We start from the raw sequence: 12122 nt of genomic DNA on the forward strand, positions 1-12122 counted from the left end.
CGCGCAGCGGCTCGACGAGGTTCTGGGCGAGGTGTCGGGGCGGGTGATCGCGGCCTACTGGCCGATCCGCGGCGAGATCAACCTCAGGCCATGGATGACGGCGGCCTCGGCGCGCGGCGCGCATGTCTGCCTGCCGGTGGTGGTGGAGAAGAACCAGCCGGTCGAATTTCACCGCTGGACGCCCGAGAGCGCCATGGCGAAAGGCTTCTGGAACATCCCCGTGCCCGCCGCTGCGGACCCGCTGGTCCCCGAGGTGGTGATCGTGCCGCTGCTGGGCGTCGACGATCAGGGCTACCGGCTCGGCAATGGCGGCGGCTACTATGACCGGACGCTGGCGCGGCTTGCGGGCGACGTGCTCGCCATCGGCGTCGGCCAGCCCTTCGCCCGGATGAGAACGATCTTCCCGATGCCCTGGGATATCCCGATGGACAAGGTCATCCTTGGCGACGGCAGCTTGGACGACCATGCCGGGGCCGGACGCGTCAGGCCGTGACCGGCTTCGGATACCAGAGATAGATGAACAAAAGCAGCGCCGGGGCGAGGTTCGCGGCGACAATCAACATCCACCACAGGTACGGGATGGTGCTGGGAGCCGCCGAGAAGGCAAAGGCGGCAATCGCGCCCGCCAGCAGGGCATAGAAGGTGAGCCAGGCCATCCAGCGGCGATTGGGGATCATCAGGTAGCCCATCACCGCGAGCACGAGGGCCGCGGGAACCAGCCAGAAGGTCTCTTCCGAGAACCCGGCGACCGCCGGCGTGGCCATGTGGACGAGGGCGGAGATCCAGATCAGCAGGGCCGCGAGCCCGAGCGAGGTCGAATATCTGAACATGGCGATTCCTATTCCTCGGGGCAGGGCGCGCCCGCCGCGGCCCAGGTCAACAAGGCGTCGATGGCCTGCGTCTTGGAATGCGGCGCGGGCTCGCGTCCGCCGCCGGGGTTCCACGCCCAGGTCTGGAAGGCGCCTTCGCCGACATGTTCGGCCACCTCCTCGATTGTCCGTTCGCCGTTGCGCGCGGGATCCTTGATCTGGTTGCAGATCTCGACCGAGGACTTGCCGAACCATTCCGTCTCCACCGGCGCCAGCATCCAGGGCGTGGCCGCGCGCGGGGCGGCGTGCGGCAGCGGATCGGGTTCGCTCCCGGCGTCGCTCAGGGTGACGTGGCAGGTCGAGCACATCAGCGCCTCGGCGCCGACGCGGCTGTCGCCGGCATTGATGTTCATGCCGTGGCGGCGCGGCTCGCCGTAGCTCGGGCCCGACCACATCGGCCAGTTGTCGGGGCCGGTGTGGCAGTTGGCGCAGCGCGGATGGCTGGCGACCTCGTAGAACACCTGCCAGTTCGCAAGCCCTTCTTCGGTCGAGGGCGGGGCCGCTTCGGCTGCGGCCGGGGCCGCATCCTGGGCCTGCGCCGGTCCGGCGAGGAGCAGGCCCAGAACGAGGCTCGCGAGCGTGAGGCGGGATCGGATCATGGGACGCTCCTCAGACAAAATCGACATGCTTGCTGAACGGCATTTCGCGCAGGCGCTGGCCGGTGGCGGCGAAGATCGCCGCTGCCAGCGCCGGAGCCGCGGGCGGCACCGGCGGCTCGCCGATGCCGAGCACGCGGGTTCCGTTTTCCAGTCCGCGCACCTCGATCACCGGACACTGGTACAGGCGCATGCCCTCGAAGGCGTGGAAATTGTCCTGGTCGGCAATCCCGTCTGTGTAGGTGATCTCGCAGTTCATGGCGTGGCCGAGCGCGAAGATGACGCCGCCCTTGACCAGATTGTCGAAATTGACCGGATCGACCACTGTGCCCACTTCGGCGGCGACATGGACCTTGTCGATCCGGATCCCTGCATCGGTGGCGGTGACCTCCACCACCTGGGCGCAATGGACGCCGAAGGACTGGGTGAGGGCCACGCCGCGGCCGCGGCCTTCGCCCAGCTCCGTGCCCCAGCCCGACATCTCGCCCACCGCCTCGAGCACCTTGCGCGCCTCGTCATTGCTGCACAGCCGGATCCGTTCGGCGAGCGGATCGGCGCCCGCGGCATGGATCAGCTCGTCGAGGCCGGCATTGTAGAAGAAGCCGTTGGAGGAGGCGCCGACCGAGCGCCAGGAACTGACCGGCGCCAGTTCGCGCGCCCGGTAGCCGGTGACCCGGTGGTTGGGGATGGCGAAGGGCTGGTCCCAGGCGCCGGCGACGATCTGGCTGTCGGGGCCGGGAACCGCCAGCCCCTGCCGGCTCATCTGCGAGAGCACGACCGAAGGCATGGCGATGTCGAGCTCATAGGTCTCGACCTGGCCGTTCCTGACCGCGCCGCGCATCCGCGCCATGGCGATCTGGCGGGGGAAGTCATGGGTCATGTCCTGTTCGCGCGAATAGGTGAGCTTGATCGGCGTGCCCTTCATCCTGGCGGCGATCTCGGTCGCCTGCTTGACCACCTCGTCCTCCAGCCGGTGGCCGAAGCTGCCGCCCATGGCGAGCACGTGCACGGTGACCTTCTCCGGATCGATGCCGGCGATCCTGCCGACATTGTTCTGGACAAAACGCGGGATCTGGGTGCCGGTCCAGACCTCGGCGGCGCCGTCGTCGACGCGGACGACGGCGTTGATCGGCTCGAGCGGCGCATGCGCCAGATAGGGCGCGCGGTACTCGCCCTTGATCAGGCCGGCGTTTTCCGCAAACGAGATCTCCACATCGCCGTCGTCACGCTGGCGGCTGTCCCGCTTTGCTTCGGTGAAGGCGTCCGACAGCGCCTGCCAGTGCTCCTCCATGGGGGCCGGGAACGCCGCCGGACCCCAGTCGACCTTGACCTTCCGGCCGGCCTCCATCGCCCGCCAAGTGTTGTCGGCGATGACGGCGACGCCGCCGCTGATCTCCACCACGTCCCTGACGCCGCGCATCTGAAGCGCCTCGCTGGCATCAAAGGACATCATGGCGCCGCGCTGGGCCGGGTTGAGCACCACGGCCGCATGCACCATGCCGTCGATCCTCTGGTCGATGCCATAGGCTTGCGTGCCGGTGGACTTGGCGACGATGTCGACGCGGCGCATCGGCTTGCCGATCAGCCGCCATTCGGACGGATCGCGCAGCGCGACCTCCCGGGGCGGGGCGATTCCGGCGGCGATCGGGGCCAGTTCGACATAGGTGAGCTCCGTGCCGTCGGGCAGCAGCACTTTGCCGGCCTGGGTCTTCAGATCGCGGACCGGGACGCCGGACTTTTGCGCGGCGGCGAGCTTGAGCGTCTCGCGCGCCACCGCGCCGGCCTCGCGCAGCTTGACGAAACCGTCGGGCACGGTGGTCGAGCCGCCGGTGATCTGCATGCCGATGGTCTTCATCACCGCCGACAGCGCGCCGGCGGCGATGGCTTCGCCCGTGCCGCCGCTTGGCACCATGAAGGCGGCGGATTCCGCGGCGAGCGCCGTGTTCCAGTAGGCCGGCGAGGGCGGGCCGGGATCGACCCGGATCTGGTCGAGCTCGACATCGAGTTCCTCGGCGATCAGCGCCGCCTGCACCGACCAGGCGCCCTGGCCGAGATCGGCGCGCGGGGTGATCAGGGTCACGCCCTGGGCGTCGATGCGCACATAGGGCGTGATCGCGGCCTCGCCCTCTCCCAGGCCGGCGCTGAGCGGGTTTTCATGCGGCGTGGCCACCTTGTAGGCGCCGAAGGCGACGCCGCCGGCCACTGCGACCGAGCCGATCAGGAATGTGCGGCGGGTGAAGGTCTTCAATCGTCCCATATCACGCGCTCCTTATCGTCTGGGCGGCGGCCTTGATGGCCTCGCGGATGCGCGGATAGGTGCCGCAGCGGCAGAGATTGGCGCTCATCACGGCGTCGATGTCCGCGTCGGTCGGTTCGGGATTGAGCGCGAGAAAGGCCGCCGCCGCCATGATCTGGCCGGACTGGCAATAGCCGCACTGGGCCACCTGGTGCTCGATCCAGGCCGCCTGCACCGCATGCAGCGCCCCGGGCGTCCCGAGCCCCTCGATGGTGGTGACCTCGCCCACGAGCTCGCCCACGGGGAGCTGGCAGGAGCGCACGGCGGCGCCGTCGACATGCACAGTGCAGGCGCCGCACTGGGCAATGCCGCAGCCATATTTGACGCCGGTGATGCCGAGTTCGTCCCGGAGCACCCACAGGAGCGGCATCTCGGGCTCGACATCGACCTCGTGGATTTTTCCGTTGACGGAAAGCTGCATGGCGTAGCTCCAATTGCGCCGGGACCGACGGATGCGGATGACAGATCCGGACCGCGCCATGGGCTTGCCATCTACCGCGGCCCGGACTGGAATCAAGAATTGACAAATAGACAGAAAATGTCAAGTTGTTCGTCATGAGTGAACGGGACCACCAGATCCTCGACGCCGCCATCGGCGTGTTTTCGCGCTACGGGGTGCGCAAGGCGACCATGGGCGACATCGCCGCTGAGGCCGGGATTTCGCGGCAGACGCTCTATGCGCGCTATGCCAACAAGGGCGAGATCGTGCGCGGGGCGATGCAGCTTATCACCGACAGGGTGGTGCGCGATGTCCGCGAAGCCTGGGCCTCAGTGGACACGATCGGCGACAAGCTCGACATCTTCCTCGATCTCGCCATCGTCCGGTATTTCGAGCAGACCAAGCAGATGCCGGATTCGAGCGATCTGATGACCGGCCAGGGCGAAGGCGGCCCGGCAGCGCGCCAGGCGGCGGAGGAGGGCAAGATCGGCCTGCTGGCCGGGCTGTTTTCGGCGCGTGCGGACAAGCTTGCCGACCACGGCGCCACGCCGCAGGACCTCGCCGAGTTCTTCTACCAGAGTTCGACCAGCTTCAAATACACAGCCCGCGACCTCGGCCATCTCGAAGCGCTCCTCTCCACCCTGAAGCGGACGACGCTGAGGATGCTGGGCGAGGGGTAAAATCGCCCGTGTCCCGGTCCTCCTGACCCCGGAGCGCCGCCCCGCCCGACGCCGGGCATCCGGGCCGAAACCGTCGCGGCGATGCCGTTGCTGCGGGAGCGCGAGCCGTTCCTGATCGAGCCTTCGCCGGGACTGCCGGTCGATGCAAACATCTGGCGACATATCTTAGAATTTTATTATTTAGTTCGTGAAATAGCTTGAGGCCGAACCTTTCTCCGATGGAATCTCCATTCCTTGGACTCCGTCAATGTTCCCCGCGCGAACCGGAATTGAGCCCCATGAGCAAACTCCTGAGCAAATCCCTGGCTTTCAAGCTGCTTGCCGTCAGCGCCACGGCGATCAGCCTGTTTCTTGCCGCGACCTTTGCCATCGTCATCAGCCAGGTGCGCGACCGCACCCTGTCGATGACGCTCGAGCAGGCGAACACGGATGCGAAGGCCACGGCGCAGGGCTTCAATGCCAAGATCAGCGGGCTTGCGGGCTTGACCAGATCCCTGGCCGGCGCGGTGGAAAAGGGTCTCGAGAGCGGCGCACTCGACCGCGCCATGGTGACGCGGATGCTGCCGGAACTGATCGAGAGTTCCGATCTGGTGTTCGGGTCCTGGATGCTGGAAGCGGACAAGGGATTTGACGGCGCAGCCGGTCCCCTGGCGGACCAGGCCCAGGGCACCAACGTGCATGGCCAGTTCACGCCCTACTGGACGCGCGCCGAGGGCGGGCTCCAGTTGCTCGTGCCCGACGAGATTGACTTCACGGCGCCCTATTTCGACATCCCGGCGACAACGCGCGAGGTGACGGCGACCGAACCCTATCAGGAGAATACGGCCGGCGGCCTGTTGATGATGAGCATCGCCGAACCGGTGGTGTCGAACGGCAAGCTGAACGGTGTGCTGGGGATCGATATCGGCCTGGGCGCGCTGGCGGACTCGCTCAAGGACGAGCGTCCCTTCGGCACCGGACGCGTCTATCTTCTCTCGGCAACGGGCAAATGGCTGACTGCGCCGAGCGACGACCTGATCATGAAGGACTACGAGGCGGCCGGCGCCGACCAGGTCAAGGCGGCCATGGGCGACGGCAAGACCACCATCATCGACAATGTCACCGGCGCGGATGGCGAAGGCGTCTACCGCGTCGTCTATCCCTTCGAACTGTCCGGCCTGAACACGCGCTGGTTCATCGTCGAGGACGTTCCGGTCTCCGCGGTTTCGACGATCGTCAACGAACAGACAATGATCCTGATCGCCGGCGGCCTGCTGATCCTCTGCGCGGTGATCGTGTCGCTTCTGCTGGCGGTCCGCAGCTTCATCCAGAAGCCGATTTCGGCGCTGCTCGGGGAAGTGGGCCACCTGTCTGCCGGCCATTACGAGCAGCCGGTCTCCGGCCAGGACCGGAGCGACGAGATCGGGGCGCTGGCGACATCGCTCGAAGCCTTCCGCCACAAGCTTGCGGAAGGCCGGCAGCTCGAGGAAACCAATGAGCTTCAGCGGCTGGCCGCCGAAGACCAGCGCGGCCGCACCACCGCAGAACGCGCCGCCGCGGCGGAAACCCAGCGCAAGGTTGTCGAAGCCCTCGGGCTCGGACTTGCCAGGCTCTCCGAAGGGGTTCTCACCTATCGCATTGATGGCGATTTCCCGGGCGCCTATGCCGCGCTCCGCGACAATTTCAACTCGGCGGTGGAGAGCCTGGAGCAGACCATCACGCGCCTCAACGTTACCGTCAGCACGATCAATTCCGGATCGGGCGAGATCAGCCGCAGCGCCGACCAGCTCTCCAGGCGAACCGAGCAGCAGGCGGCGAGCCTCGAAGAAACGGCTGCGGCGCTCGGCGAAATCGCCAGCAATCTCAACGAAAGCGCCCAGAATGCCAGCCAGGCCGCCGAAAAGGTCAAGGGCGCGTGCGCCGATGCGGATCGCTCCGGCCAGATCGTGCAGCGCGCCGTGGGCGCCATGGAGGGCATCGAAGACTCCTCCAAAAAGGTCGCCAGAATCATCGGCGTGATCGACGAGATCGCGTTCCAGACCAATCTTCTGGCGCTCAATGCCGGCGTCGAGGCCGCGCGTGCGGGCGAAGCGGGCCGCGGCTTTGCCGTCGTGGCGCAGGAAGTGCGCGAACTGGCGCAGCGGTCGGCGCAGGCGGCCAAGGAGATCAAGACCCTGATTTCGACGTCGAGCGAACAGGTCGGGCAGGGCGTGGCGCTGGTGGGCGAAACCGGCGAGGTGCTGACCCGCATCGCCGATCAGGTTCAGGCGATCAATGGCCTTATCCAGCACATTTCCAAGTCCGCCCACGAACAGGCGTCAGGGCTCAAGGAGATCAACGTCGCGGTGAACCAGATGGACCAGATGACCCAGCAGAACGCCGCCATGGTGGAAGAAACGTCGGCCGCGTCCGGCCTTCTCAATGACGAGGCCAACACGCTGCACGACATGATCAAGCGCTTCGAGATCCGTGGCGGCGGGCAGCAGGCGCAGCGCCGCGCGGCGTAGACGGAAAAATCCCGGGCCCTTGCCGGCCCGGGGCCCGGCCTTTGATCTCCGTCAATGCGGCGGTCCTCCGGCTTGCGCAGATTTGGTTTCCGAAACCGAAGTCTTTGCCGGAGGAAAAATCATGGCCCTGCCGATCAGAACCGCCTTGCTCGCCATCCCGATTGTCGGTCTCGTCCTGTCCGCAGGCGGCCCGGCGGCGGCGGGCGACTGCACCGGCATTGTCGTCGGCGTCAAGCCGATCAGCCAGTACAACCATGCCCGCGGCAACGGCTTCCTCGCCGTGCGCACCGGTCCGGGAAGCAGCTACCGACAGACCGGCGAGGTCTACCGGGGCGACGAGGTCTCGGTCTATGACCGGCGCGGGAACTGGTACGCGATCACCTGCATGTCCGGCCGCTGCACCGATCCGCTGTGGGGGCCGGCGATGCCCTCGGGCTGGGTGTCTAAAAAATACATCAACGCCGGCGGTGTCTGCCCGTAACCGGCTTTTTGCTCAAGGAGCCGGCGATGGACGGCCGGACCCGCGCGCCGCTTGAAGCGCCCGGGTCCGGCGTCCCGTTTCATGCGGCCGGCGGGGTGGCGCCTTGGCCGCGTCGCCGGGCTTCCAGCAGGGCGATCAGCGCCCTCGCCTCTGCGGGGGGCGAGACTTCCCTGCGGCAATAGTCCGTGCCGTCGGGATTGCGCGAGACCAAGCCGAGGCTGAACAGGGTGCGGCGCAGGATCGCCGGGTCGTCGAACAGGTGCAGCGCGCGCAGCCGCGCGTTGACCTCCCGCTCCCCCATCAGCGTGCGGGCCGGCAGCGCCGCCCAGAGCGGCCATAGGCAGAGATCCTGGATCTTGCGCCGCGACGGCCATTGCCGGAGCCGGCCCATGGCGTCGTACTGGTTGAGCGTGCGCTCGACCAGAAGATGGTCGATGGTCTGCGGCGCGGGCGGGTTCGCCAGCCGCTCCCCCGCCATCCGGGCGGCGCGAAGATGCTGGAAATTGCGGAAGCCCGCCGCGCGCGAGACCATGTTCATCAGGGTCAGATGAGACGGCGGCCCGGCGGCGTCGGAGATTTCACGCGCGAGCGCGCGGGCAAAAGGGGAGATATCCTCCACCACAAGCGGAATTGCAGGTTTTGACATGACACATCCATCACGTGTCCGCGGCACTGTCGCTGGTCGCTGGCTTGGCGATGCGGACACTGGACGGAGAGGGCCAGATGGTTCCGATCAGGATGGCAGGTTTAGCTTCCCTTCAAGGGACAGCGACGCCTCGGTGACTGCCGACCGTGGAGGGTAAATATCACGGCTTTTCGCGCCCGGCAATCGGCATGGTGGCGCGAGCGCCGGTTGCCAGCGATCATGAGATCAGGGCCTGGAAGCGGCGGAGCGCGGCGCTCGCCGTGTCCTCGTCGACGGACAGGCCCGCGCCGCGAATGGTGACCTCGAAGCGGACGAGGGACTGATCGACGCTGTCAACGAGATCGTCGAACAGCCAGAGTCCGGTCTCCGCAGCAGCACCGTCTCTTGCCTGCGCCGCCCTGGCCCGGTCTCCCCTCAGGCTCACATAGAATGCATTGGCATGAGGCGGGTCCGGCGAAACGCTCAGATCCGGGATCTGTGAAAAGGACCTGGCCAATTGCACGGCCTTGCGATGGAATTCCGGCATCAGCGGCAAGCGTTCGTCGAGGCCTTTCAAGGCCGCGAGCAGGTTGGGAAAGCTGCGCAGCGCGCGCCCGCCGGCCCGCCGTTGCCAGATCGCCGTCTCGTCCAGCAGGGATCGCTCCCCGGCCAGGGCGCCGCCCGCCAGGCCGCCGAGACCCTTGTCAAAGGCGACATAGACACTGTCGAACAGCGCGGCGATTTCGGCGAGCGGACGCTGATAGAAGGGCTGGCTTTCCCACAGGCGTGCACCATCCAGGTGCACCGCAATGCCGCGTTCCCTTGCAAGGTCGGCAAGCGCGCGCAGGTCATCCCATCGCGGCAGGAGGCAGCCGAGACGGCGCAACGGCAATTCGAGCACGATCGCGCCGAGCCTCTCCTTGATCGCGTCGAGATCCCTTGCCGTCGGCAAACGATCATAGCCGCCCAGTTGAACGGCCGAAAGCCCCCACAATTCGTGATAGGCCCGGGCCTCGTATTCCTCCATGTGGGAGCGCGGATGCAGCGCGACACGCGAACTGCCGGTGCGTGAGGCATGGACTTTCAGCGCCATCATCTGCGCCATCTTGCCGCTTGGCACGTACTGAGCGGCAGGCTTTCCCAAAAGCGTGCAGAGCTTGAGGTGAAGCCGGTCGAACAATTCGCCCGCCATGTATTTGTCGGAAGGGTATGTTTCGGCCCAATCGGCCAACGCGCGCAGAACCTCGGATGGCGACGGCTCATGATCGAAGGACAGCTTTTGCATGGGTTTCCGTTTCGCTGGAGGCCACCATCATTCCCGATTTGGCCAACAGGCGAAAGTGGGTATCGCGTGCCGCACCCGTGCGGCTTTCGGGCCGCGGCCGGAGCGCTTTCCCGGCGGGGGTCCCCCACCGCAACTCCTTATGGTCCGCGACATCCCGATCCGTGACCCGCCTTCACGCTCCGTCCATTATCCCTAACCCTTCGTTAATCTTGACGGGATATTAACAGGGGCAAACTCGCGGTTGAGATGGGAGTGGTTCCCATTGACGCCCATGGTGGCCCATGATATCCCAAATGTCCAAGATCAGCAGGCGGGCATACGCCGTTTCATCCCCATTTGGACCGCGGTTCCGGACCGGAGCCGCAAGGGCGGTCTTCGCCGCCCTCGACATCCTGTGCGCGGACGGCCGGCGGCAAGGCGGAGGATCGATGGCGTGGGGCCAGCAGGCGGAAACGGCGGTTGAGAGTCATGAACCGGTTCCTGTCGAACGCGACAAACAGGATCGACGCGAAGGGGCGGGTTTCCGTGCCCTCGATGTTTCGCGCCGTCCTGGCGCGCGCGGCGGTGGACGAGCTCTATGCCTGGCAGGATTTCGTGTTTCCGGCGGTCTCGATGGCCGGGCCGGACGTGCTCGATCGCTTCGAGCGGATGATCGGATCGCAGGATCCGTTCTCGGCGGAGGCCAACAAGATGTCGCTGCTCATTCATGGCGGCGGCGTGTTCATGAAGCTCGACGGCGAGGGTCGGCTTCTGGTGACGGATTTCATCCGCGATTTCACGGGCATCACCGACCGGGTGACGTTCGCGGGGCGGGGGGATCATTTTCAGCTCTGGGAACCGGCGGCATTCGAGGACATGCAGTCGCGGGCCCGGAAAGAACGGACGGCCAGTTCCTGACCGTTCGCAACGGATGGAGAAACGGGATGACGGCGGACATGGGCGACGGTGAGACTGACGCCCAAGGCGGACCTGCCCGCCACATTCCGGTTCTTCTCCACGAAGTCCTGGCGGCGCTGGCGCCGGCGTCCGGCGAGACCATCGTCGACGGCACCTTCGGGGCCGGCGGCTACTCGGCCGCCATTCTCTCGGCCGGCGCCCAGGTGATCGGCTTCGACCGCGATCCCGATGCCATCGCCGCGGGCGCGGCGATGGTCGAGGCCTCCGGCGGCAGGCTCAGGCTCATCCATGCACGGTTTTCCGAACTGCTCGACCATGTCGAGGAGAACAGCCTCGACGGCGTCGTGCTCGACATCGGCGTCTCCTCGATGCAGATCGACGAGGCCGAGCGCGGCTTCTCCTTCATGCGCGACGGGCCGCTCGACATGCGCATGGCGCAATCGGGCGTCAGCGCCGCCGACGTGGTCAACCGCGCCAAGCCCAACGACCTGACCCGGATCTTCGGCATCCTCGGCGAAGAGCGCCATGCCGGCCGCATCGCCCGCGCCATCGAGTCCGAGCGGCAGAAGGCGCCGTTTGCGACCACGCGGCAACTGGCCGGGCTGATCGAAAAGGTCTCGCCCCGCCGGCCGCAGGACAAGATCCATCCGGCGACGCGGGTGTTCCAGGCACTCAGGACCTATGTCAACGACGAGCTCGGCGAACTGGCGCGCACGCTGTTTGCGGCCGAGCAGGCGCTCAAGCCCGGCGGGCGGCTGGTGGTGGTGAGCTTCCATTCGCTCGAGGACCGCATCGTCAAGCGCTTCTTCCAGGACCGGGCCGGCAAGGCCTCCGGTTCGCGGCACCTGCCGATGGTGGCCGAGCGCCAGTCCACCTTCACGCTGATCGGCAAGCAGCCGGTGACCGCGGGCGAGGCCGAATGCGCCGCCAATCCGCGCGCCCGCTCGGCCAAGCTCAGGGCGGGCCTGCGCACCGATGCGCCCGCCGGCAAGGCCAGCCAAGACATCCTTCCCGTTCCCAATCTCGCCGCGCTCGCCGCGCTAGGAGGTTAAGCCATGCTGCGAACTCTCGATTTGGTGCTGGTCGGCGCCATGATCGCCGCCGCCACCGTCACCTACCAGATCAAGCACGCCGCCGAGGAAAAGCTCGCCGAGGTGGCGGACCTGCAGGCGCAGATCAGGCTGCAGGAGGAAACCATCGACCTGCTGGAAGCCGACTGGAGCCTGCTCAACCAGCCCTCGCGGCTGCAGCGCCTGTCCACCGCCTTCGAGGCCGATCTCGGCCTGAAGCCGATCGAGCCCACGCAGATGGCCAAGCCCTCCGAACTGCCCGGACGGGCCAGCGACTTCGAGCCGGAAGTGGCCGAAACCGGGACCGACGCGGCCCTGACCACGGGATCGGTGCAACCATGAAGCTTCTGAGAACCCTCGTCTCCGGCGGCAGCCGCGCGCCGCGCCCGTCCGCCAGC

13 protein-coding genes are annotated in these 12122 nt (G+C 66.9%); 7 read left to right on the top strand and 6 right to left on the bottom strand.

Annotated elements, in window-relative coordinates:
- Window positions 1-493 (top strand): 5-formyltetrahydrofolate cyclo-ligase (locus tag LL06_RS04050; protein ID WP_035522575.1); only part of this gene is annotated, 493 nt, incomplete at its 5' end.
- Here LL06_RS04050 and LL06_RS04055 read toward each other — a convergent pair.
- From LL06_RS04055 to LL06_RS04070, 4 genes are read right to left on the bottom strand one after another with little or no spacing between them, the layout of a single operon-like run.
- Window positions 483-830: a hypothetical protein gene (locus LL06_RS04055; RefSeq protein WP_035522579.1), complete on the bottom strand. Its 348-nt coding sequence runs from the start codon at window positions 828-830 to the stop codon at window positions 483-485. The two genes, LL06_RS04050 and LL06_RS04055, sit on opposite strands and share 11 nt — an antisense overlap.
- Window positions 831-838: 8 nt before the next feature.
- Entirely contained in the window at window positions 839-1468 is a 630-nt protein-coding gene (locus LL06_RS04060) for a hypothetical protein (protein WP_035522581.1), read from the bottom strand.
- A 10-nt stretch (window positions 1469-1478) separates the two neighbouring features.
- Window positions 1479-3722 carry a molybdopterin cofactor-binding domain-containing protein gene (locus LL06_RS04065; protein ID WP_035522583.1) on the bottom strand — a complete coding sequence of 748 codons (2244 nt, stop codon included), beginning with the start codon at window positions 3720-3722 and terminating at the stop codon, window positions 1479-1481.
- A gap of 1 nt (window position 3723) precedes the next feature.
- Window positions 3724-4182 carry a (2Fe-2S)-binding protein gene (locus tag LL06_RS04070; RefSeq protein ID WP_035522585.1) on the bottom strand — a complete coding sequence of 153 codons (459 nt, stop codon included), beginning with the start codon at window positions 4180-4182 and terminating at the stop codon, window positions 3724-3726.
- A gap of 134 nt (window positions 4183-4316) precedes the next feature.
- Here LL06_RS04070 and LL06_RS26270 point away from each other — a divergent pair, with 134 nt between their 5' ends.
- The 3 genes from LL06_RS26270 to LL06_RS04085 all read left to right on the top strand — a co-directional run bounded on the left by LL06_RS26270 (window position 4317) and on the right by LL06_RS04085 (window position 7847).
- Window positions 4317-4880: a TetR/AcrR family transcriptional regulator gene (locus LL06_RS26270; RefSeq protein ID WP_052161196.1), complete on the top strand. Its 564-nt coding sequence runs from the start codon at window positions 4317-4319 to the stop codon at window positions 4878-4880.
- A 278-nt stretch (window positions 4881-5158) separates the two neighbouring features.
- Window positions 5159-7366 carry a methyl-accepting chemotaxis protein gene (locus tag LL06_RS04080; RefSeq protein WP_052161197.1) on the top strand — a complete coding sequence of 736 codons (2208 nt, stop codon included), beginning with the start codon at window positions 5159-5161 and terminating at the stop codon, window positions 7364-7366.
- Window positions 7367-7487: 121 nt separating this feature from the next.
- The gene (locus tag LL06_RS04085; protein ID WP_052161198.1) at window positions 7488-7847 is read left to right on the top strand and encodes an SH3 domain-containing protein; all 360 of its coding nucleotides are present in this window, start codon (window positions 7488-7490) and stop codon (window positions 7845-7847) included.
- Between the two features lie 79 nt (window positions 7848-7926).
- On the opposite strand, the gene LL06_RS04090 is transcribed toward LL06_RS04085, so the two are convergent.
- Together LL06_RS04090 and LL06_RS04095 are read right to left on the bottom strand one after the other, a co-directional pair.
- Window positions 7927-8493 (bottom strand): DUF2087 domain-containing protein, encoded by a 567-nt coding sequence (locus tag LL06_RS04090; protein ID WP_035522588.1) that lies wholly within the window; start codon window positions 8491-8493, stop codon window positions 7927-7929.
- Between the two features lie 217 nt (window positions 8494-8710).
- On the bottom strand, window positions 8711-9757 hold the full coding sequence (locus tag LL06_RS04095; RefSeq protein ID WP_035522590.1) for a beta-eliminating lyase-related protein: 1047 nt from the start codon (window positions 9755-9757) through the stop codon (window positions 8711-8713).
- A gap of 468 nt (window positions 9758-10225) precedes the next feature.
- On the opposite strand from LL06_RS04095, the gene mraZ reads away from it, so the two are divergent.
- Genes mraZ through LL06_RS04110 form a run of 3 tightly spaced genes read left to right on the top strand, consistent with a single transcriptional unit; the run spans window position 10226 to window position 12066 of the window.
- Window positions 10226-10654, top strand: a complete 429-nt coding sequence (mraZ, locus tag LL06_RS04100) for a division/cell wall cluster transcriptional repressor MraZ (protein WP_035522592.1) — start codon at window positions 10226-10228, stop codon at window positions 10652-10654.
- 26 nt (window positions 10655-10680) lie between these two features.
- Entirely contained in the window at window positions 10681-11706 is a 1026-nt protein-coding gene (gene rsmH, locus LL06_RS04105) for a 16S rRNA (cytosine(1402)-N(4))-methyltransferase RsmH (protein ID WP_035522594.1), read from the top strand.
- A 3-nt stretch (window positions 11707-11709) separates the two neighbouring features.
- Window positions 11710-12066, top strand: coding sequence for a hypothetical protein (locus LL06_RS04110; protein WP_035522597.1), 357 nt, complete (start codon window positions 11710-11712; stop codon window positions 12064-12066).
- Window positions 12067-12122: the final 56 nt, after the last annotated feature.

It is taken from the genome of Hoeflea sp. BAL378 (assembly GCF_000759435.1).
Lineage (GTDB): Bacteria > Pseudomonadota > Alphaproteobacteria > Rhizobiales > Rhizobiaceae > Hoeflea.